The organism is Enterobacter sp. TMH.L2, from assembly GCF_050847315.1.
GTDB lineage: Bacteria > Pseudomonadota > Gammaproteobacteria > Enterobacterales > Enterobacteriaceae > Cedecea.
Window position 1 is genome coordinate 1,624,845 of record NZ_CP193791.1, and the last position, 23,032, is coordinate 1,647,876.

Sequence of the window (23,032 nt, forward strand, 5' to 3'; positions counted from 1 at the left end):
GTAACTGTTGCCCGAAGGAGCGAAATCATGCAGCAACTGACCTGTTTTAAAGCCTACGACATCCGCGGCCGCCTGGGCGACGAGCTAAATGAAGACATCGCCTGGCGCATTGGCCGCGCCTACGGCGAGTACCTGAAGCCAAAAACTATCGTGCTGGGCGGCGACGTACGTTTGACCAGCGAATCGCTGAAGCAGGCGCTGGCGCGCGGCCTGCAGGATGCGGGCGTGGACGTGCTGGATATTGGCCTGTCCGGTACCGAAGAGATTTACTTTGCCACCTGGCACCTGGACGTGGACGGCGGCATCGAAGTGACCGCCAGCCACAACCCGATGGACTACAACGGCATGAAGCTGGTGCGCCAGGGGGCACGCCCCATCAGCGGTGACACCGGCCTGCGGGACGTGCAGCGCCTGGCGGAAGCCAACGACTTCCCGCCGGTGAATGAGGCGGCGCGCGGCAGCTATCAGAAAGTGTCGGTGGTAGACGCTTATCTCGACCATCTTTTCTCGTACATCAACGTCAGCCACATCAAGCCGCTGAAGCTGGTGGTGAACTCCGGTAACGGCGCGGCCGGCCCGATTGTGGACGCCATCGAAGCCCGCTTTAAGGCACTTAATGTCCCGCTGACGTTTGTGAAGGTGCACAACACGCCGGACGGCAATTTCCCGAACGGCATTCCTAACCCGCTGTTGCCGGAGTGCCGCGCCGATACGCGCGACGCGGTGATTGCGCACGGGGCGGATATGGGCATCGCGTTTGACGGGGACTTTGACCGCTGCTTCCTGTTCGACGAGAAAGGGCAGTTTATCGAGGGGTACTACATCGTGGGCCTGCTGGCGGCGGCGTTTCTTGAGAAACAGCCTGGGGCAAAAATCATTCACGATCCGCGCCTGTCCTGGAACACGGTCGATATCGTCGAGCGTGCGGGCGGCCAGCCGGTGATGTCGAAAACCGGGCATGCGTTTATCAAAGAGCGGATGCGTGAAGAGGATGCCATTTACGGCGGGGAGATGAGCGCCCATCACTATTTCCGCGATTTTGCCTATTGCGACAGCGGGATGATCCCGTGGCTGCTGGTGACCGAATTGCTGTGCCTGAAGGGCAAAACGCTGGGCGAGCTGGTCGAGGATCGCATGGCGGCGTGGCCGGCCAGCGGTGAAATCAACAGCAAGCTGGAAGCGCCGGCAGAGGCGATTGAACGTGTTCGCGCGCATTTCGGCCCGCACGCGGCAGAGATTGACCACACGGACGGCATCAGCATGGCGTTTGGCGACTGGCGCTTCAACCTGCGCAGCTCTAACACCGAGCCTGTGGTGCGCCTGAACGTGGAGTCTCGCGGAGACGAGGCGCTGATGCAGGCGCGAACGCAGGAAATTATGGCTCTGCTGAACCAATAATCTGCCGTATTGAGGTGTTTAACCCTCACCCTGACCCTCTCCCTGGAAGGGAGAGGGAATATCAAGTGCCAGCTTTTCTCGCACTCTCCAGTGGAGAGGGAATAGTCAGGTGCCAGCTTTTCTCCCTCTCTCCCGTGGGGAGAGGGCTGGGGTGAGGGGGAAAACACCGATGCGACAACTTTCAAAGGTAAAACGATGACAAATCTAAAAAAGCGCGAGCTGCCAAAAACCAACGCATCGTTGATCTCTATGGTGCAACGTTTTTCTGACATCAGCATCATGTTTGCCGGGCTATGGATGGTTTGCAAGGCTAACGCTTTGCCTTTTCTCTATATGCATTTGCTGATGGCTTTATTAACCCTCGTTGTGTTCCAGATGATCGGTGGGATGACGGATTTTTACCGTTCATGGCGCGGGGTGAAAATGTCCAGCGAGCTATTCCTGTTGCTGCAAAACTGGACGCTGAGCGTGGTTTTCAGCGCTGGGCTGCTGGCGTTTAACAGCGATTTTGATGGCTCTTTCTGGGTTTATCTGGCCTGGTATGCCTTGGCCGGTGTGGGGATGGTTATCTGCCGGTCATGGATCCGTTTTGCTGCAGGCTGGCTGCGTAATAAAGGTTTTAATACGCGACGCGTTGCCATTGCGGGCTCTCTGCCGGTCGGACAGATGCTGGCGCAGAGCTTCAAGAATGAACCGTGGCTCGGCTTCAACGTGCTTGGCGTGTATGACGATGAGCCGCCTGCAGGTGCCCTGGTTAGCTATATTGGCAACTTCAATACGCTGGTGGCGGACGCCCGCAGCGGCCAAATCGATAAAGTCTATATCGCGATGGAAATGAGCCACGAGTCGCGCATTAAAAAGCTGGTGAGTGAGCTGGCGGATACCACCTGTTCGGTACTGCTGATCCCCGATGTTTTCACCTTTAATATCCTTAATGCCCGCACCGAAGAGGTCAACGGCGTGCCGGTTGTGCCGCTGTTTGAAACGCCTTTGAGTGGCTTTAACAGCGTACTCAAACGGCTGGAAGATATCGTGCTCTCCTCTTTTATCCTGCTGCTCATTTCCCCTGTTCTGCTTTGTATTAGCCTGGCGGTGAAACTGACTTCGCCCGGGCCGGTTATTTTCCGCCAGACGCGCTACGGCATGGACGGCAAGCCTATCAAAGTGTGGAAATTCCGCTCTATGAAGGTGATGGAAAACGACGCGGTGGTTGTGCAGGCCACGAAAGGGGATTCGCGCATCACGCCGGTAGGCAGCTTTCTGCGCCGCACCTCCCTCGACGAACTGCCGCAGTTTATCAACGTGCTGCTGGGTGGTATGTCCATCGTCGGCCCTCGTCCCCATGCCGTGGCCCATAACGAGCAATATCGCGCGTTAATAGAAGGCTACATGCTGCGCCACAAGGTCAAACCGGGCATTACCGGCTGGGCGCAAATTAACGGCTGGCGCGGGGAAACGGATACGCTCGACAAGATGGAAAAGCGCGTGGAGTTCGACCTGGAATACATTCGCGAGTGGAGCCTGTGGTTCGACATCAAGATTGTCTTCCTGACCGTTTTCAAAGGCTTTGTTCACAAAGCGGCATACTGACCGGAATCCAACATGAGCCTGAGAGAAAAAACCATCAGCGGGGCGAAGTGGTCCGCGATTGCAACGGTGATCATTATTGGTTTAGGGCTGGCGCAGATGACGATTCTGGCCAGAACTATTGATAACCACCAGTTTGGCCTGCTGACGGTGTCGCTGGTGATCATCGCCTTGGCCGATACGCTGTCTGATTTTGGTATCGCCAACTCGATTATTCAGCGCAAAGAGATAAGCCAGCTGGAGTTGACCACGCTCTACTGGCTGAATGTCGGGCTGGGCGTGCTGATGTGCATCGCGGTGTTTTTACTGAGCGATGTGATTGCCAGCGTGCTGCATAACCCGGACCTGTCGTCGCTGATTAAAACGCTGGCCTTTGCTTTTATTGTCATCCCTCACGGGCAGCAGTTTCGCGCCCTGATGCAAAAGGAGCTGGAGTTTTCAAAAATCGGCTCGATTGAGACGGTGTCAGTGCTGGTGGGGTTCAGCGTCACCGTGACGGCGGCGATGTACTACCCGTTTGCCATCACGGCAATCATCGGTTACCTGGTGAATACCGTCGTTCGTACCTCACTGTTTGGCTTCTTTGGCCGCAAGATTTACCGCCCTGGCTTCCACTTCTCCCTGAAGTCGGTGAATTCCAACCTGAAGTTTGGCGCCTGGCTGACCGCCGACAGCGTGATCAACTACGTCAATACCAACCTTTCCACGCTGGTACTGGCGCGTATTCTCGGGGCTGGGGTCGCCGGCGGCTATAACCTGGCTTATAACGTGGCCGTCGTGCCGCCGATGAAGCTCAACCCGATCATCACCCGCGTGCTGTTTCCGGCGTTTGCCAAAATTCAGGACGACACGGCGAAGCTCCGGGTGAATTTTTACAAGCTGCTGTCGATTGTGGGCATCATTAATTTCCCGGCGCTGCTCGGGCTGATGGTGGTCTCCAATAACTTCGTCCCGCTGGTGTTTGGGGAGAAGTGGCAGTTCATCACGCCCATCCTGCAGCTGTTGTGCGTTGTTGGCCTGCTGCGTTCCATCGGGAATCCCATCGGTTCGCTGCTGATGGCCAAAGCGCGCGTGGACATCAGCTTCAAATTCAACGTGTTTAAAACCTGCCTGTTTATTCCGGCGATTATTGTCGGCGGCCAGCTCGGCGGCGCGCTCGGCGTGACGCTCGGTTTCCTGCTGGTTCAGGTTGTGAACACCGTGCTCAGCTATTTCATCATGATTAAACCCGTGCTGGGCTCCAGCTATCGGGAATACATCCTCAGCATCTGGCTGCCTTTTTATCTCTCACTCCCAACGCTGATTGTCAGCGCCGGGCTAGGCATCGCGCTGACCGGGCATTTGCCTCTGGCGATGTTGCTGGCGGCACAGGTCGTCGCGGGAGCGGCGGCGTTTATCGTGATGATTATTTTGTCCCGCAATGCGCTGATCGTTGAACTGAAGCGGCAGTTTTGCCGCAGCGAACGCCTGAAAGCGCTGCTCCGCGCTGGCTAAGAACAACAAAGAGGGGAAACCACATTTTCCCCTTTGTCATAAAGTTAGAGGTCGATATGAAATTACTTATTCTTGGCAACCATACTTGCGGCAACCGCGGTGATAGCGCCATTTTGCGCGGGTTGATTGACGCCATCACGACGCTTGATGACAGCATTCATGTGGATGTGATGAGCCGCTACCCGGTCAGTTCTGCCTGGCTGCTGGGGCGCCCGGTGCTGGGTGACGGGCTCTACAAGCAGATGAAGCGGTATAACAACGCCGCCGGGCTGGTCGGGCGGGTCAAAAAAGTCCTGCGCCGTAAATATCAGCACCATGTGCTGGTAGCGAAAGCAAGCAACACCGGGCGGCTGCGTAACATCGCCATCCCACAGGGGTTTATTGATTTTGTGAAATCGCTGCAGGAATACGACGCGATTATTCAGGTGGGCGGCTCTTTCTTTGTCGATCTTTATGGCGTCACGCAGTTTGAGCACGCGCTGTGCAGCTTCATGGCCCGCAAGCCGGTTTATATGGTTGGCCACAGCGTGGGGCCGTTCCAGGAGCCGCAGTTTAACCAACTGGCGAACTACGTCTTTGGGCACGCTAAATCCCTGATTCTACGCGAAACCGTAAGTCTGGCGTTGATGAAGCAAAGTCAAATCGACACCAGCAAGGTGGAACAGGGCGTCGATACGGCGTGGCTGGTGGCGCAGCATGAAGAGGATTTTGTGCCGGGTTATGCGGTTAAGCACTGGCTGGGCGTGGTCGAGAGAAAGAGAACCGTGGCGATTACGCTCCGCGAACTGGCGCCGTTTGATAAACGCCTCGGCACCACCCAGGAAGCCTACGAGAAGGCCTTTGCCGAAGTGGTAAATCGCACGATTGAACAGGGCTATCAGGTCCTGGCACTTTCCACCTGTACCGGCATCGACAGCTATAACAAAGACGACCGCATGGTGGCGCTCAATATCTGCCAGTACATCAACCAGCCCGATGACTACCACGTTGTGATGGACGAGCTGAACGACCTGGAAATGGGCAAGATTTTTGCTGCCTGCGAGCTCACGGTGGGCACGCGTCTCCACTCGGCCATTATTTCGATGAACTTCGGCACGCCGGCTATCGCCATCAACTACGAGCACAAATCTGCGGGCATCATGCAGCAACTGGGGATGCCAGAAATGGCTATTGATATTCGCCAGTTGCTGGACGGCTCTTTGCAGGGCGTAGTGGCGGATGTTTTGGGGCAATTGCCCGCGATTAACCAACGTCTTACGGCGGCAGTGAGCGCTGAGCGTGCTAACGGCATGAACATGGTGCGCTCGGTGCTTGAGCGAGTTAAGGAGGATAAATGAAGGTCGGTTTCTTCCTGCTGAAGTTTCCCCTGGCGTCGGAAACTTTTGTGCTGAATCAGATAACCGCTTTTATCGACATGGGCCACGAGGTTGAGATTGTTGCCCTGCAAAAGGGCGACATGACCAATACCCACGCGGCGTTTAAAAGCTATGGGCTTTCGGAAAAAACCGTCTGGCTGCTCGACGAGCCAGAAGGTAAAGTCGCGAAGCTGAAAAACCGGGCGTGGAATACGCTGCGGGGGGCTTTGCGAGGCAACACATGGCGAGCGCTTAACCGCACGCGCTATGGCGATGAAGCCCGCAATCTGATCCTGTCCTCGATTTGTGGCCGGCAGAAACAGCCGCTTGAGGCCGACGTTTTTATTGCTCACTTTGGCCCGGCGGGCGTTACGGCCACCAAGCTGAAGGAGCTTGGCGTGCTCAACGGCAAAATTGCCACCGTGTTTCACGGGATTGATATCTCGCACCGGGATGCGCTGGCTCACTATACGCCGGAATACAGGCAGCTGTTTGAGCGCGGGGACTTAATGCTACCCATCAGCAATCTCTGGGCCAGCCGCCTGAAGAACATGGGCTGCCCGGAGAGCAAAATTGCGGTCTCAAGGATGGGCGTGGATATGGACAAGTTTTCTTTAAGACCCATGAAAACGCCGGGGGCGACGCTGGAGATTATCTCGGTGGCGCGGCTGACGGAAAAAAAAGGGTTACATTATGCCATTGAAGCCTGCCGCCTGCTGAAGGCGCGCGGCGTGGCATTTCGCTACAACATTTTAGGCATTGGCCCCTGGGAGCGTCGTCTGAAGACGCTGATTGAGCAATTGCAGCTGGAGGACGTGGTCTTTATGCCCGGTTTTAAGCCGAGCCATGAAGTGAAGGCGATGCTGGACCAGGCCGACCTGTTCTTGCTTCCTTCGGTGACCGGCGAAGACGGGGATATGGAAGGCATCCCCGTGGCGCTGATGGAGGCGATGGCCGTTGGCATTCCGGTCGTGTCTACCGTTCATAGCGGTATTCCTGAGCTTATCGACGCCGATGAGTCGGGCTGGCTGGTGCCGGAAAAGGATGCTTTTGCGCTCGCCGATAAGCTACAGGTTGCGGCTTCTGTGCCAGAAAGTGACCTGCAGTTAATACTGGCTCGGGCAAGAGAGAAAGTCGCCGGCCAGTTCAATCAGCAGGTTATCTACCAGCAGCTTGCCCGTCAGCTTCAGACGCTATAAATCACCGAATCTTATGCTGAGGACTTATGTCGAAAAGCAATTCACTGAAGCATCTTCCTTTCTCTGCGTCTCGCCGCAAACTGCTCGCCGCAGGCTCTGCGTTAGCAGCGACATCCCTTATTCCCGGCACGGTAAACGCCATTGGCCGGGGAACACAGGTAAACATCAAAGATTTCTACCAGGCCGATTGGATCGCCGCGTTTAACAAGGCGTTTGCCGCAGCGGATGTGGTTGAAGTCCCGGCAGACGTTGTCTGTGACAGCATGAATACCGCCATTTTTATGCCGCAGGGGAAAACGCTTCATGTGGCTGGTGGGCTGAAAGGGAATGGCAAAGGGCGATTTGTACTGCAGGATAGCTGCCAGATAGTCGGGGAGGGAAAAGGGCGATTTAACAACATCACGCTGGATGTGAGGGGATCCGACTGTACGATCAAGGGCATAGATATGAGCGGGTTTGTCAATGTGGCGCAGATTTACATTGGCGGGAAAGATAACCGGACTATGCGCAATCTGACTATCGACAACATCACGATACATGATGCCAACTACGCCATCCTGCGGCAGGGGTTTCACAACCGGATGGAGAATGTGCGTATCACCAACGGCCACTTCAGCCATCTGCAAGGGGATGCCATTGAGTGGAATGTGGCGATCAACGACCACGACCTGCTGATTTCCGACCACGTTATTGACAACATTAACTGTACTAATGGAAAGATTAACTGGGGAATAGGTATTGGGCTGGCGGGCAGCACATATGACAATAATTATCCCGAAGATCAGGCGGTAAAAAACTTCGTTGTGGCCAACATTACCGGCAGCAACTGCCGGCAATTAGTCCATGTTGAGAATGGGAAGCATTTCCTTATACGTAACGTAAAGGCGCGCAATATTAATCCGAGCTTTAGCCGTACGGCAGGGATTGATAACGCAACCGTGGCAATATATGGCTGCGATAACTTTGTCATTGACGATGTGGATATGGTTAACAGCGCCGGGATGCTGATTGGTTATGGCGTCATTAAGGGAAATTACCTGTCTATTCCGCAAAACTTTAAGTTAAGCGATATTAAACTCGATAATAGCGAACTGAGTAGCCCTCTGCGCGGCATTCAGATCTCATCCGGGAACGCAACCTCCTTTGTGGCACTGAATAACGTCACACTCAAGCGCGCCTCGCTTGAGTTTCATAACAAACCTCAGCACCTTTTCATGCGAAATATCAACGTAATGCAGCTTTCTACGGCAGGACCAGCCCTGAAGCTGAACTTCGACCTCCGCAAGGACGTGCGCGGCAAGTTCATGGCCAAAGACGGCACGCTGCTGTCGCTGGCGAATATTCACGCGGTAAATGAAAGGGGGCAAAGCTCGGTAGACATAGACCGGATCGATCAGCTGCACGTCAACGGTGAGAATCTTAATTTTACGCTCTCAAAAGTAAGTAAATAATAATGCAACCCCTTTTACGACAATTCTGAGTCAACGAAGGCTGAAATAGCGGCATTGACATATTTCGTTGACACTTCTATGGCGCTAGCATGAATCATTCGTTTAATAAATTCATGCTGGCATCAGAGCACGAAAAGACTATAATCTTCCAACCATTTAGAGGTGGGACTAAGAATGACTAATTTAAAAGCAGTTATCCCGGTAGCCGGTTTGGGCATGCATATGCTGCCTGCCACTAAGGCGATTCCTAAAGAGATGCTGCCTATCGTTGATAAGCCGATGATCCAGTACATTGTCGACGAAATTGTTGCCGCTGGTATCAAAGAAATCGTGCTGGTAACCCACTCTTCCAAGAATGCTGTTGAAAACCACTTCGACACCTCATACGAGCTGGAAGCCCTGCTTGAGCAGCGCGTTAAGCGTCAGCTGCTGGCCGAAGTCCAGTCTATTTGCCCGCCAGGCGTCACCATCATGAACGTTCGTCAGGCCCAACCGCTTGGGCTGGGGCACTCTATACTTTGCGCACAGCCTATCGTGGGTAACAATCCTTTTGTTGTGGTACTGCCGGATGTTGTGCTTGATGGTGCTAGTGCCGACCCGCTGCGCTATAACCTGGCTGCCATGGTGGCTCGCTTCAATGAAACGGGGCGAACTCAGGTTCTTGCTAAGCACATGCCAAATGAAGATCTGGCGGCATATTCTGTAATCACCACGAAAGAACCGCTGCAGAATGAAGGGCAGGTGAGCCGTATGGTCGAGTTTGTTGAAAAACCTGACCAGCCGCAAACGCTGGACTCCGATCTTGCAGCCGTTGGACGTTATGTGCTTTCGGCTGATATTTGGCCGTTGCTGGAAAAAACAGAACCGGGTGCATGGGGGCGTATTCAGCTCACGGATGCCATCGCGGTATTGAATGAAACTCAGCCGGTTGAAGTGACGCAGATGACCGGCGAGAGCTACGACTGTGGTAAGAAAATGGGCTATATGCAGGCGTTCGTCCAGTACGGGCTGCGCAACCACAAGGAAGGCCAGAAGTTTCGCGAAAGCATTCAGAAGCTGCTAGCTAAGGCATAAATTCTGTTTTAAGTCGCTGTCATGGAGGAGAGCGGGGTAAACGGTGGCATGGCGTTCAGTCTTAGGCAGGCTTTGAACGTTGAGCCGCCGTTTTTGCTTTATAAATCGACAGTGAAATTCAAGTTTTTCATGGGCTTATCATTTTTTGGTTGAACTGTATAGACCAAAATTTTTACTTGAGAATCTTTACATGAAAGATGAGAATTCCCGGAATTTATCCTGAATACATTCCGAAAGACCTCTCGCGAGTTGTACAGTGGACTGGTAGCTGTTGAGCCAGGGGCGGTAGCATGGCCGATCGCCAAATGTGATATACGCAGCGATAACATATATTTGAAAAATATTATATTTCATGGTTTGCATGGACTGTAATGATAAGACTATAGAGAGACTGCTCAAGTGAAAATTCTTGTTACCGGTGGGGCGGGTTTTATTGGCTCAGCCGTTGTTCGACACATTATAAATAACACCCAGGATAGCGTAGTTAACGTCGATAAATTGACCTACGCCGGTAATCTGGAGTCTTTAGCAGACATCGCCGCTAATCAGCGCTATTACTTTGTACAGGCTGATATTTGTGATGCAGCTGAAATGGATCGAATTTTCTATGAACATCAACCAGATGCCGTCATGCATCTGGCAGCTGAAAGCCATGTAGATCGCTCTATTACCGGCCCGGCGGCATTTGTTGAAACAAACATTATTGGCACTTATGTCCTGCTGGAAGCCGCACGTCGCTACTGGTCTGAACTGAGCGGCGAGAAAAAAGCAGCGTTCCGCTTCCATCATATTTCCACTGATGAAGTGTATGGCGATCTTCCCCATCCTGATGAAGTAGGGCAGGGCGAGACATTACCCCTGTTTACTGAAACAACAGCCTATGCGCCAAGCAGCCCTTATTCTGCCTCTAAAGCCTCCAGCGACCACCTGGTCCGCGCCTGGCTGCGCACCTATGGCCTGCCAACTATCGTTACTAACTGTTCTAATAATTATGGCCCATATCATTTCCCTGAGAAATTGATCCCGCTGGTTATTCTGAACGCGCTGGAAGGTAAGCCGCTGCCGATTTACGGTAAAGGCGACCAGATTCGTGACTGGCTTTACGTCGAAGACCACGCGCTCGCGCTGTATACCGTGGTGACTCAGGGTAAGATTGGCGAAACCTACAATATTGGCGGCCACAACGAGAAGAAAAACCTTGATGTGGTAGAAACTATTTGCTGTCTGCTGGATGAAATCGTTCCAAAGGAAGGCTCCTACCGCGACCAGATCACCTATGTGGCCGATCGCCCGGGGCACGATCGCCGTTACGCGATCGATGCCGAGAAAATTGGCCTGGAGCTGGGCTGGAAACCACAGGAAACCTTCGAAAGTGGGATCCGTAAAACGGTGGAATGGTATCTGGCCAATACTCAATGGGTTGATAACGTTAAGAGCGGTACTTACACATCATGGATTGAAGCGAACTATCAGAATCGCTAACGGCGAGCGTTTCATTTCAAAAGGACTGTCCGGGTTATCAGGTGGCCGGGAATGCAATGAAAGTATTGGTGTCGGGGGATGCAATCTATGCCTGGCGCCAGTGCATTTTTATAGCATTCAGGCATGAAGTTAGTTTTAGAGATAAAGAAAGCTGCGTCAATGCAGGTCTGATGATTTTGGGCCCAGATCGACACGGGTGTACGTTTTGTGAGGTGTCCACCACCCAGCATTCTCACATCAGGGCGGCCAATGAAGTGATGTTGCGTGGAATGAATGTCCATCATCATGAAGTTTACGGGCTGAACCTTTCATACGTTCGATACCATCACATACGTGAGATCCTGTTGAAAGTGCTGGTCGCTTTCAATCCAACCGATGGTATCCGTAATGTTATCTTCAAAGAAAAATTATTTCAGCTCGTTAAAAACTTTCACAGCATTAAGCGTTAACTTTTAATTTATTATTTAGGCTGGAAAGAACTTTCCAGATGAAGGAACAAAAATGAACATTATTAATACACCTTTAAAAGATTGCATTATTATTGAGCCGAAAGTTTTCGGCGACAGCCGGGGATTTTTTCTAGAAGCATGGCATAAAGAAAAATATGAACAGGCCGGTATTAAATATGATTTTGTTCAGGACAATCGTTCTCGTTCCAGCCGTAATGTACTGCGTGGATTACATTTCCAGCGGACAAAACCACAGGGCAAGTTGGTGAGCGTGATTAGCGGTGAGGTATATGACGTTGCAGTAGATCTTCGTCCTGGCTCAGAAACCTTTGGTCAGTATGTTGGGGTTATCCTTTCTGGCGAGAAAAATAATCAATTGTATGTTCCACCGGGATTTGCGCATGGTTTCTGTGTATTAAGTGAATATGCTGATTTTCATTACAAATGCACTGATTTTTATGACCCTACTGACGAAGGCGGTATCATCTGGAACGATCCAGATATAGGCATTGAATGGCCTGTAACATCACCGCTGCTGTCTGATAAAGATATTAAGTTGATGACTCTTGCAGAATACGGAAATTCATTATGAAACCACATTATACTGTAATCGGTGGGCGTGGTTTTATCGGCAGCGAGATTGTTGAAAACCTGCAGGCTAAGGGTGAAAGCGTTGTGGTGCCACAGCGTGATGATAGCTCTTTATTCAATAGTGAACTGGGAATTGTCATCTATGCTGCCGGCAACGGCGATTGTGTAAATGCTCCCTTCGATGTTTATGAATCTAATACCAAACTTCTGGCGGCGCTTTTAGAAAAAGCGAACTTTCAAAAATTTATCTATATTTCCTCAACCCGGCTTTATATGGAGCAGGAAGGCGCAAGCGAATCCGATGATTTGACTGTTTGTACCAATGACAACAGAAGATTATTCAATCTCACCAAGTTGGTCAGTGAGGAATTGTGTCTTAAAAGTTCTCGTGACACCATTATTGTCAGGCCTAGTAATGTCTATGGTCTCGCATTAAAGAGCAAATTGTTCCTGCCGAGCATTATCAGAAATTCCATTTCAAACCATCATATTGATATGTATGTAGCGCCTGAATATGCGAAAGACTATGTTGCCGTAAGTGATGTCGCAGAAATTATTTACCAAATCAGTTGTCGCAGTAAACATAATATTTATAACATCGCTTCGGGGGCTAATACTACTGCTGCGGATATTGCCGGCCTTATTTCAGATAAAACAGGTTGTACCATCCAATGGCATGAAGGCTTCAAGGGAGAATATTTTCCACCAACGGATAATTCAAGGACAGTAAGCGAATATAGTCATGTATACAGAAACGTTCTGGCTGACATTGAGATAATGATTGATAATTTCAAAAAGAATATGACTAATGTCTAATTTTTTATTGTCAAGAATCAAAAATATGGCCGCAGATGATGACAAAAGGAAAGTGTTTATTAATTTCTTTTATCTAAGTCTTGAGAGAATTACTCAGCTTGTTGTTATTATTGTCATTAATAGACTCATCATTAATCATTATGATTTCGGTGATTTCAGTAGCTGGCAATATTCGCTGGTTGTACTGGCCATCTTTATGACCGGTACGTGGATATGCGGAGCTGAGATCGTTATCCCGAAGCTACTCGATAATCCATTGAAAATAAATGGCATAATTAGCAACGTTGTTTTTCTTAGATTAATTGCTGGGTTTATTGTTGCATCTGGCATGGTTGCCTGGGGGCTGTTGGCGACCAGCGGCCTCGCCAGACAATTTATCATGGGACTGGCCATATCAGTTGCTTTACGAGAATCAATGATTGTCGGCTTAACATGGTATCAGAGTCAGGCCCGACTTAAATTACCGTGTCTGGTGTTAATCTGTGCCTCTATTGTTAAGCTATTATTCATATATATTGGGATTGAATATCATCTTTCAATAAAATATCTTTGGGTGGCATGGGTAATTGAATCACTGTTGCCATGCATTTTTATTTTTTATGCGTTTAGAAAAGCAACTGGCTTTCGATTCATAAAAGTTGATGCTGAAATAATATCATATTTAAAAATTGGCGTTGCAGTATGGTTCTGTTTGGTAATGCAACAGGTAACTATGAAGTTTGATAGAGTCTATCTCGAAGGTAAAATATCTGGGGAAACTTACTCAAACTATGCTGCAGCGCTGCAACTGGTTGACAACTGGTATGCGATTTGCATTCTCTTTGTTCAGGCAATAGCTCCGATTTTTATATTTAAATATATTGATATTAAAACTATAAAACAAAAGCTACCATTCTGCATTTTTGCAACGCTCGCAGTAACGAGCGTCGGTGCGATTGCCACGACTCTGTTCTCAAATGTTATTATTCATATTCTATATGGAGCTAAATTAGTTGAGGCACATAGCTATTTAAAAACATTCATCTGGTTAACGCCAATTCTAGCCATCGATCAGCTACTAAGTATGGTTTTAATTAGAATAAAACTATTAAAGTTGCTTGCAGTTAAATGGTTAGTTGCGTTCGGTCTGGTGTTGATTATTGTACCTTCAGTTTTCCATTTCTTGGGTGTGAATAATATTTACATCGGTTTATCTGTAGTGTATGCGTTTAATATAATTTATTCAGTGAGGTGCATTAGTGCAGTACGATGACAAGATATCAATTGTAGTTCCTGCCTATTGTGAACCGACAAAAGTTGTACGGTTCATGGATGCACTATTGAACGTTAAGTACCCAGATAACCTTATTGAGCTGATCCTTGTCGATGACTGTAGCCCAGTTTCCTTTGCTGAAGTAGTTAAACTCTACGCAGAAAAATTCAAAGGGAAATTAGAATTTATTTATCATCGTAATGAAGTTAATTCAGGCAGGGCAATATCACGAAATGTTGGTTATTCGTTATCGACATCGAATTTAATCATGTTTATAGATATTGATAACTTGCTAGAAGAAAATACTATAGCGAAGGTGGTTAGTTTCTTCAAAGGCAAGAAGTACACATCAGCAAGAATTAATATTCGAATTGATCCTGAGAGGCTTAAACAAAGCAACTATCTGCGTTATTTTGATAGCCGCTATCTTGGCGCCAGAAATATTTCTGAAGGATTAATAAGCACTCGTTTTTTTGCCAGTGATGGAATTATTCTCACACGTGATATTCTTGATTCTATTGGTGGTTTTGATGAAACATTTTATCATTACGGCTGTGAAGATGAAGAACTTGGTATCCGCGTGTCGCTAGCAAACTACGATTTCTACTTTTTACCGGACGCCAAAGCAGAAGATAGTGACACACCTACGCTAAGGCGTGCATCGGAGCGAATGGTTGTTTATGCATCCAAGTCCTTTCCTGTATTAAAAGAGATGCACCCTCAATGTGTGAAGGACAGTCTATTCTCCTTTTACGAAGTTTTACTGCAAGATAAGCGTATCTCTCGCAAATTAATCATCTCCTTTATCCACTTGATGCCCGTGCAGTCGATGAAAAAAATACTTCTATCTTTGTGTGAGAAACTCGATTCTGGGCAAGTTGTTGTACCCGGATTCTTATACAAGATTGTTTTAGCACTTTCATATATAGAAGGTGGCAGACTTCGATCGCAGAGGAAGTAAAATGAGCATTCTTTTACTATCACCCGGCTTTATTTATGCTGCTGTTTGGCTATTTACAATCGGGCTATATTCTCTTGGGTTAACTACTAATATTAGCCCTATTACAACTGATATGGCAATATTCTTAATGATTAATGTCTTATTGGGCTTGCTATTTGCTATTCCTTTTTGTAGGCAGGGTTCAATAAATAACGTTAGTTTAAAAGGCGTAATGCCGTCATGGCGTGCTACTCGGCTGTGGCTAATTATCTGGTGCTTCGCTATTATACCTGATGTGGTCGTAGCTGGCGGGATTCCCATGATAATGCAACTTCGTGGAGGCTATAACTATACAGAGTTTGGTATACCGACATATCACGGAATAGTGAATATGCTATTCTTGTTTGTATTCCCGTCGTTGTACTATCATTTCCTTTTATCAAAACGAAAAAAAATACTACTAATTCTATTCCTGATGTGCATCTGGGAAATGTTAGTATTTAGACGTGGAATTTTAATGTCTGGCATTGTAGAGGTGTTCTTTTTATATTTTATCTATAGAAGGCTCACCAAGAAAGTATTTGTGGTAACCGCTTTGTTTGTTGTTGCTATCGTACTGTTGTTTGGTGCCGTAGGTGATGTTCGCGGTGCAGCAAATCCTTATCAATATCTATTGTCGGCAAATGGTAAATTCCTTGCAGACTTACCATCTGGATTTACCTGGTTTTATGTTTACGTTACCGCTGGACTTGCAAACCTAGCCTATAATTTCTCACACATTGTTCCGGCGTACGATTTTGCAAGCTTCCAGGATCTCTTTCCTAGCGTTATCAGGAATTTGATATATAGCGACTTAGGGTTCCACGATAGTATGACCTTGGTAGATGACAACGCAAATGTTTCTACTATGTTTGAAAAGCTAATGCCAGATCTTGGCGTTGCTGGATCACTCATTGTAGTGACTTGCTTGCTACTGTTATTCACTATTGCCTACAAAAATTTATTGAAATCATACCGCTATAGCTTGTTCCCATATGCTATTGCTGTACAGTGTGCTATTTTTAGCGGTTTTTATAATCTATTTTTTATCCAGACATATTTCCTCCTCTTCATCGTAACGCTTGTGTTGGTAAGAATTAAAATTAAGTTGCGGAGTCATGTTCATGTTTGAGTTGGTAAAATCCGATATTCTTAGATATTACAATTTAACCGGGCGAAATAAGAATAAAGTTTCTTTCTTCGGAGTTGTTACGGCATTTTTAGGAATGAAAATGACTCCGGTAATTTTATATAGAATGAGCCATTTTTGCTTCATAAAAAAAATCCCGATAGTAGGGAAAATATTCTCATTAATGAATTTTGTGATCTTTGGGGTAGAGATAGCTGCTAATTGTAAAATTGGCGGTGGTTTTTTCATTCCTCATTCTCAAGGTATTGTTATTGGAGCCTCAGAAATTGGCATCAATGCCACTATTTATCAACAAGTGACGCTTGGAGCCAAAAATATTGACATCCCCTTTAATCATCATAACCGACCGGTATTGGGAGATAATGTCGTCGTTGCTTCTGGTGCAAAGGTTCTCGGCGGCATACGTATTGGTGACAACGTTATTATTGCTGCTAATGCCGTTGTCATGCAGTCTTGTGATGACAATGTGCTTTTGGTAGGGATCCCGGCCGTTGTTAAGAAGAGTATTTGATATGAATGTGTTGTTTTTAAGTCCCCGTTTTTTTAATTATGAAAGCGAAATTTCTGACGCATTAAGGCGTGCTGGTGCTGTAGTTGATTATTTCGATGAAAAACCATTTAATAATGTGTTCTTTAAAATCATTCTTAGATTGTGGAAAAATAGTGATTTTATTCGACGTATCTCGGATTCTTATTTTGATAAAATTCTCTCGCAGGCAAATAAACAGTATGATTATGTCATAGTATTAAAGGGTGAGTCTCTAGACAAAAAAAACCTACATAAATTTAAAGATAAATATAAAAATGCTAAGTTTATTTATTACGCTTGGGACTCCATCAGAAATTATCCCCATATTCAGAAATATCTTGGGCTGTTTGACCGTGTGTTTACATTTGATGACAACGACGCAAAGACATACGATCATATGACGCATTTGCCATTGTTCTTCTCGCCAGATTTCTATAGCAAGAAGCCGCGTTCTTTACCTCTTGGCGAAAAACCAATAATTGCTTTTCTTGGCACCGTTCACAGCGACAGATATAAGTTGTTGGGAGAGCTTTATTTAAAGCAAAAGAATGATTATAAACTAAAATTTGTCCTATTTTTTCCATCTATTGTTGTGCTCTTTGGTTTTATAGCTGCGAACATCAAAGATATTATGAAATATCGGCTTTATAATTTTACTCTTCGTTCGCGTAGCAAAACACAAATCGCAGAATTTTTCTCTGATGCAGATGCTGTTCTTGATATACAGCACCCAAAGCAGTCTGGTCTGACAATGAGAACTATCGAATGTTTGCCGTTGAAGAGGAAATTCATTACCACTAATACACACGTTAAGGATTATGATTTTTACTCTGCAAATAATTTTTACTTCATAAATCGTGTTGATGTTAAGATTGAATCCTCATTCTTCAGCACCCCTTATAATGACGAGCATGCTGCCGTTATAGACCAATATAGTGTGGACTCTTGGGTAAGAACATTGTGTTCGTTATAAGCTGAAGTAACCGGATTTAAATTTTAACTTTATTATTTTACAGTTTAAAGCATTGAGGTAGTGGAATGAAAGGCATTATTCTTGCTGGTGGTTCAGGGACACGTTTGCATCCTATTACTCGTGGTGTTTCCAAACAACTTTTGCCTATTTATGATAAACCAATGGTTTATTATCCGATGTCAGTTCTGATGCTAGCGGGGATTCGTGATATTTTGTTAATCACTACCCCCGAGGATCTTGCATCATTCCAACGTCTGTTAGGCGATGGCAGCCGGTTCGGCATTAACTTGTCTTACGAAGTTCAGCCTTCACCCGATGGTCTGGCCCAGGCCTTTATTATTGGTGAAGAGTTCATTGCCGCTGATAAATGTGCTCTGGTTTTAGGTGATAATATTTTCTTTGGTCAAAGTTTTGGTCGGAAGCTGGAGTCTGTTGTTACCAGTAATGCGGGAGCTACTGTCTTTGGCTATCAGGTTATGGACCCTGAACGTTTTGGTGTTGTAGAGTTTGATGACAACTTTAAAGCGCTAAGCATTGAAGAAAAGCCATTGCAGCCAAAATCCAGTTGGGCTGTAACAGGTTTGTATTTCTATGATGAAAACGTTGTTGAAATGGCTAAACAAGTTAAGCCTTCACCTCGCGGTGAACTTGAGATCACAACGCTGAACCAAATGTATCTCGAAAAGGGAAGTTTGCAGGTTGAACTCTTGGGAAGAGGTTTCGCGTGGCTGGATACGGGTACTCACGATAGCTTAATCGAGGCATCCCAGTTTATTCATACCATTGAAAAACGTCAGGGATTCAAGGTTGCATGCCTTGAAGAAATCGCTTATCGCAAAGGTTGGCTGACACCTGAAGAGGTTATCTCTTATGGCAATGATATGTCTAAAACTAGTTACGGGCAGTATTTATTGAATTTAATTAAAAACCAATAAAATATAATTATTATATATCGTTTCTTATTTTTCTATGTTTTTCAGTCAATCTGATTTTGGTGGATTCCTATGAAATTTAAATGCCTTTTGCTGTCTTCCTTTTATTTTATATCTCCAGCATTTTCAGCGGAGCATCAGCAGTGTGATTTCTTGTGGGGAACGGCATCCTCCTCCTACCAGGTTGAGGGGGGGTGGGATAAAGATGGGAAGGGACCTTCTAACTGGGATTACTTTACACACAAAGAAGTGACTAAATATATAATTGGTAAAGTAGAAAATGGTGATGTAGCGATAAATCAGTATTCACGAGATGTCTATTTAAAGGATATAGCGCTGATGAAGCAGTTGGCCGTTAATTCCTATCGATTCTCTATCTCCTGGTCAAGGGTTATGCCCGATGGTAAGACCGTGAATAAACAAGGCTTGGCCTATTATTTGAAATTGGTTTCAGACTTGCAAGCGGCAGGCATTGAACCTGTTATAACACTTTATCACTGGGACATGCCCTTAGCCTTGTATCAAAAGGGAGGATGGGCAAACCCGGAATCCCCGATCTGGTTTGAAAATTATGCAAATGTAATCTTCCAGAATTTTGGTGATAAGTCGAAGTATTTTATCACTTTTAATGAGCCAGAGGGCTACGTTTTCACTTTAGAACCGTTGGCTGAAAATCTTATAAATCAAAAGCCTGATGGTTATAATGACGTTCTGTCTGTTGCATCTCGCGCGAAACAAGCAGTGTCTTTACATCATCTACTCCTGGCAAATGCAAGGGCAGTTACTGCTTATCATAAATCAAAATATGCTGGTTCTATTGGTATTGCGCTGAATTTATCTCCCTGCATCGATACTGAACATCAAGGCAGCGATACTGAACGGCTTTGTAATAATTTGCATAACAACTGGATTCTGGAAGCTTTATATAAGGGGAAATATCCTAAGGATGTAAATGATATATATACTGCGGCTAATCCAGGTTTTTCCCCTACAAATCAAGAAATGAAGTTTATTAATAGTGGGAAGCCTGATTTTATTGGCGTAAATTATTATTCTCCAACCTTAGTTAAATTCGAAAAGAACCAGCCATTTGGCATTGGGAATGTCGCCAATCCCGATAAGCAGCCTTCAGTTAATGGGCCGATATCTCCAGATGCGCTCATTAAAATGATGAAAGAACTAGATGTTAAATACCAACATCCTAAGTTCATTATTACTGAAAATGGTGCAGGGTTCGGCCCCGGGGATGAGAAACTTAAAGACGGAGTGATTTCAGATAATCTGAGAGCTGATTACCTTAAGCGTCACGTGGAAGCTGTTATGAATGCTAAAAAAGAAGGTCTTAAAATAGAAGGCTATCTTTTCTGGAGTTTGTTAGACAACTTTGAATGGCTTTGGGGTTACCAGAATCGCTTTGGGCTGATAGGCGTTGATTTTAACAGCAAGCAGCTTACACGGACGCCAAAAGCAAGCTATTTCCAATACCAGCGGCTTATAAAAGAGTACACCGCAACGAACAAATGTAGCTTAGAACATTGATTTTAATAGGGCATTTCTTTTTCGTGTTTACTGTGATCCAAGACACAAATGGCTATCCCTGTGCCTGAATTTTGAGTTAAGATTCTTGTTAATTATATCTGCCGGGGTTACCCGACAGTGATCACACCTGACAGGAGTATGTAATGTCCAAGCAGCAGATCGGCGTTGTGGGTATGGCCGTGATGGGGCGCAACCTGGCGCTGAACATCGAAAGCCGTGGTTATACCGTTTCCGTATTCAACCGCTCCCGTGAGAAGACTGAAGACGTTGTCGCAGAGAACCCGGGCAAGAAACTTGTTCCTTACTACACCGTAAAAGAGTTCGTTGAGTCCCTCGAAACACCACGTCGCATTCTGTTGATGGTGCAAGCGGGCGCAGGTACCGATGCTGCCATCGACTCCCTGAAGCCTTACCTCGATAAGGGCGACATCATCATTGATGGCGGGAACACTTTCTTCCAGGACACTATTCGTCGTAACCGTGACCTGTCTGCTGAAGGCTTTAACTTCATCGGGACCGGTGTTTCCGGAGGTGAAGAGGGCGCCCTGAAAGGCCCATCTATCATGCCTGGCGGCCAGAAAGACGCTTACGAACTGGTTGCGCCAATCCTGACCAAAATTGCTGCGGTTGCGGAAGACGGCGAGCCTTGCGTAACGTACATCGGTCCTGATGGCGCTGGCCACTACGTTAAAATGGTTCATAACGGCATCGAATACGGTGACATGCAGCTGATTGCAGAAGCCTACTCCCTGCTGAAGCATGGCCTGGATCTCTCCAACGAAGAGCTGGCTGAAACCTTCACAGAGTGGAACAAAGGCGAGCTGAGCAGCTACCTGATCGACATCACCAAGGACATCTTTACTAAAAAAGATGAAGAGGGTAAATATCTTGTCGATGTGATCCTGGATGAAGCGGCCAACAAAGGTACCGGGAAATGGACCAGCCAGAGCTCTCTGGATCTCGGTGAGCCGCTGTCTCTGATTACCGAATCTGTGTTCGCGCGCTATATCTCTTCTCTGAAAGAGCAGCGTGTGGCGGCGTCTAAAGTGCTGAGTGGCCCGCAGGCCAAGCCATTCACCGGTGACAAAGCTGAGTTCAGCGAGAAAGTTCGTCGCGCACTGTACTTGGGTAAAATCGTATCTTATGCTCAGGGCTTCTCCCAGCTGCGTGCCGCGTCTGAAGAGAATAACTGGGATCTGAACTACGGTGAAATTGCGAAGATTTTCCGTGCGGGCTGCATCATTCGTGCTCAGTTCCTGCAGAAAATCACCGATGCCTATGCTGAAACGCCAGCTATTGCGAACCTGCTGTTGGCCCCTTACTTCAATAAGATTGCCGACGATTACCAGCAGGCCCTGCGTGATGTGATCTCTTACGCTGTGCAGAACGGTATCCCAACGCCGACCTTCTCCGCGGCGATTGCCTACTACGACAGCTACCGCGCAGCGGTTCTGCCGGCTAACCTGATCCAGGCTCAGCGTGACTATTTCGGGGCGCATACCTATAAGCGCACGGACAAAGAGGGCGTCTTCCACACCGAGTGGCTTGACTGATTCTTTTCACGTTCTGATAAAAGGCCCTTCGAGGGCCTTATTTACATTTGAGGCCTGGTCGAATATCACACAGCTTATTTTTGTGATTTTTTGACATTCGGTCTCTATGCTAATTTTTCAGCAAATTCCGATCTTTTCCTTACAAATCATTAAGGTCTTTTGCCCATTATCTTTCTATACTATAAATCTGATGAATATACGTAGCTGTTCTCATTTTTTTCAAAGGCAATTATGAATCGAGCTGACTTAAATGTGGCGAAAGAACACGCCAGCAATAAACAGGAAAATATTGATTTAATTGATCTTCTTATCCAGCTATGGCGAGGCAAAATCGCCATTGCGGCAGCAATGATTTTAGCCATCTTAATCGCTATTGCTTATCTCACTTTTGCAACAGAAAAATGGACTTCTGAGGCGATAGTTACGCTCCCGGATACCGGGCAGATTTCGAACTACAGCAATGCCATGAGCGTTCTTAATGCCCAGTCTCCAGAGGCTGTGCCCTCGCTGGCCGAGATCCAACAGCGTTATTTTGGGCGATTCAACTCTGCCATTTCGGCCCTCTCTGAGCAGTTGGCCAATCAGCAAATACCAGAAAAACTGACCATAGAACCCGCCGGAAAGGATCAACCGCTGCCGCTCAAGATTAGCTATGTGGCGAGTTCTGCTGAGCAGGCGCAGACAACACTGAATACTTATCTCCAGCAGATTAATAAGCGGACTGTCGCTGAGCTGGATGATGACCTTAAAACTTCCGTTGACGCAAAAATAAGCGATTTAAAAGACCTGCTCGCCACAAAAGAAAAAGTTGCTAAGGAGAAACAGCAAAAGCGTCTGGATGAGCTGAACCAGGCGCTGTTGGTGGCTCAGCAATCTAATATTACTAAGCCTGCCGTTTCACAGGCTGAAACAATGTCTGAAGATACGCTGTTTGTTCTGGGAAGCGAGGCGCTTTCTTCGATGATCAAGAACGAAGCGTCCCGACCGCTGCCTTTAGATAACTCTTATTTTAACGCCCGTCAGTCGCTCCTTGCGGTGAGTGAATTAAGATCGACGCCGGAAACGACCTATGCGTTTCGGTATGTCATGAAGGCAACTTTGCCGGTGCGTAAAGACAGCCCGAAAAAAGGCCTGACGCTGGTGCTTGCCGCCTTGTTGGGCATTATTGTCGGCTCGGGCTATGTCCTTGGGCGCAACGCGCTGCGTAACTATAAATCAGCAGCCTAAGC

The 23,032-nt window shown here is 47.1% G+C and carries 20 protein-coding genes; all 20 read left to right on the forward strand.

All coding sequences use genetic code 11. The features are described from left to right. Positions 1–27 precede the first annotated feature (27 nt). Entirely contained in the window at positions 28–1,398 is a 1,371-nt protein-coding gene (gene cpsG, locus ACREYP_RS07715) for a phosphomannomutase CpsG (RefSeq protein ID WP_336817975.1), read from the forward strand. Between the two features lie 195 nt (positions 1,399–1,593). Continuing rightward, on the forward strand, positions 1,594–2,988 hold the full coding sequence (wcaJ, locus tag ACREYP_RS07720; protein WP_166991262.1) for an undecaprenyl-phosphate glucose phosphotransferase: 1,395 nt from the start codon (positions 1,594–1,596) through the stop codon (positions 2,986–2,988). 12 nt (positions 2,989–3,000) lie between these two features. Then, the gene (locus ACREYP_RS07725; RefSeq protein ID WP_336817976.1) at positions 3,001–4,479 is read left to right on the forward strand and encodes an MOP flippase family protein; all 1,479 of its coding nucleotides are present in this window, start codon (positions 3,001–3,003) and stop codon (positions 4,477–4,479) included. 56 nt (positions 4,480–4,535) lie between these two features. Further along, on the forward strand, positions 4,536–5,816 hold the full coding sequence (gene wcaK, locus ACREYP_RS07730; protein ID WP_498881229.1) for a glycosyltransferase family protein: 1,281 nt from the start codon (positions 4,536–4,538) through the stop codon (positions 5,814–5,816). Further along, the gene (gene wcaL, locus ACREYP_RS07735) at positions 5,813–7,033 is read left to right on the forward strand and encodes a colanic acid biosynthesis glycosyltransferase WcaL (RefSeq protein WP_498881230.1); all 1,221 of its coding nucleotides are present in this window, start codon (positions 5,813–5,815) and stop codon (positions 7,031–7,033) included. The genes wcaK and wcaL overlap by 4 nt, the downstream gene beginning before the upstream one ends. A 26-nt stretch (positions 7,034–7,059) precedes the next feature. Then, positions 7,060–8,484: a colanic acid biosynthesis protein WcaM gene (gene wcaM, locus ACREYP_RS07740; RefSeq protein ID WP_498881231.1), complete on the forward strand. Its 1,425-nt coding sequence runs from the start codon at positions 7,060–7,062 to the stop codon at positions 8,482–8,484. Between the two features lie 174 nt (positions 8,485–8,658). Continuing rightward, the gene (gene galF / locus ACREYP_RS07745) at positions 8,659–9,558 is read left to right on the forward strand and encodes a UTP--glucose-1-phosphate uridylyltransferase GalF (protein ID WP_336981521.1); all 900 of its coding nucleotides are present in this window, start codon (positions 8,659–8,661) and stop codon (positions 9,556–9,558) included. Positions 9,559–9,957: 399 nt separating this feature from the next. Beyond that, on the forward strand, positions 9,958–11,040 hold the full coding sequence (gene rfbB / locus ACREYP_RS07750; protein WP_498881232.1) for a Rossmann-fold NAD(P)-binding domain-containing protein: 1,083 nt from the start codon (positions 9,958–9,960) through the stop codon (positions 11,038–11,040). Between the two features lie 56 nt (positions 11,041–11,096). Continuing rightward, positions 11,097–11,489 carry a hypothetical protein gene (locus tag ACREYP_RS07755; RefSeq protein WP_498881233.1) on the forward strand — a complete coding sequence of 131 codons (393 nt, stop codon included), beginning with the start codon at positions 11,097–11,099 and terminating at the stop codon, positions 11,487–11,489. A 52-nt stretch (positions 11,490–11,541) separates the two neighbouring features. After that, on the forward strand, positions 11,542–12,081 hold the full coding sequence (gene rfbC / locus ACREYP_RS07760; protein ID WP_498881234.1) for a dTDP-4-dehydrorhamnose 3,5-epimerase family protein: 540 nt from the start codon (positions 11,542–11,544) through the stop codon (positions 12,079–12,081). Continuing rightward, on the forward strand, positions 12,078–12,896 hold the full coding sequence (locus tag ACREYP_RS07765; protein ID WP_498881235.1) for an NAD-dependent epimerase/dehydratase family protein: 819 nt from the start codon (positions 12,078–12,080) through the stop codon (positions 12,894–12,896). The genes rfbC and ACREYP_RS07765 overlap by 4 nt, the downstream gene beginning before the upstream one ends. 25 nt (positions 12,897–12,921) lie before the next feature. Continuing rightward, positions 12,922–14,148, forward strand: a complete 1,227-nt coding sequence (locus ACREYP_RS07770; protein WP_498881236.1) for an MATE family efflux transporter — start codon at positions 12,922–12,924, stop codon at positions 14,146–14,148. Further along, positions 14,135–15,109 (forward strand): glycosyltransferase family 2 protein, encoded by a 975-nt coding sequence (locus ACREYP_RS07775; RefSeq protein ID WP_498881237.1) that lies wholly within the window; start codon positions 14,135–14,137, stop codon positions 15,107–15,109. Before ACREYP_RS07770 ends, ACREYP_RS07775 begins: the two co-directional genes overlap by 14 nt. Position 15,110: 1 nt before the next feature. Beyond that, positions 15,111–16,259 (forward strand): O-antigen polymerase, encoded by a 1,149-nt coding sequence (locus ACREYP_RS07780; protein WP_498881238.1) that lies wholly within the window; start codon positions 15,111–15,113, stop codon positions 16,257–16,259. Beyond that, on the forward strand, positions 16,252–16,788 hold the full coding sequence (locus ACREYP_RS07785; protein ID WP_498881239.1) for a serine O-acetyltransferase: 537 nt from the start codon (positions 16,252–16,254) through the stop codon (positions 16,786–16,788). Before ACREYP_RS07780 ends, ACREYP_RS07785 begins: the two co-directional genes overlap by 8 nt. A 1-nt stretch (position 16,789) precedes the next feature. After that, positions 16,790–17,779 (forward strand): CgeB family protein, encoded by a 990-nt coding sequence (locus tag ACREYP_RS07790; RefSeq protein ID WP_498881240.1) that lies wholly within the window; start codon positions 16,790–16,792, stop codon positions 17,777–17,779. Positions 17,780–17,844: 65 nt separating this feature from the next. Beyond that, positions 17,845–18,714, forward strand: a complete 870-nt coding sequence (gene rfbA, locus ACREYP_RS07795; RefSeq protein WP_498881241.1) for a glycosyltransferase family protein — start codon at positions 17,845–17,847, stop codon at positions 18,712–18,714. A 69-nt stretch (positions 18,715–18,783) separates the two neighbouring features. Beyond that, positions 18,784–20,250 (forward strand): glycoside hydrolase family 1 protein, encoded by a 1,467-nt coding sequence (locus ACREYP_RS07800; RefSeq protein ID WP_498881242.1) that lies wholly within the window; start codon positions 18,784–18,786, stop codon positions 20,248–20,250. 143 nt (positions 20,251–20,393) lie between these two features. Further along, a complete protein-coding gene (gene gnd, locus ACREYP_RS07805; protein WP_498881243.1) occupies positions 20,394–21,803 on the forward strand; it encodes an NADP(+)-dependent, decarboxylating phosphogluconate dehydrogenase in 1,410 nt (469 codons plus the stop codon). A 231-nt stretch (positions 21,804–22,034) separates the two neighbouring features. Next, a complete protein-coding gene (wzzB, locus tag ACREYP_RS07810; RefSeq protein ID WP_498881244.1) occupies positions 22,035–23,030 on the forward strand; it encodes an LPS O-antigen chain length determinant protein WzzB in 996 nt (331 codons plus the stop codon). The last annotated feature ends 2 nt before the right edge of the window (positions 23,031–23,032 follow it).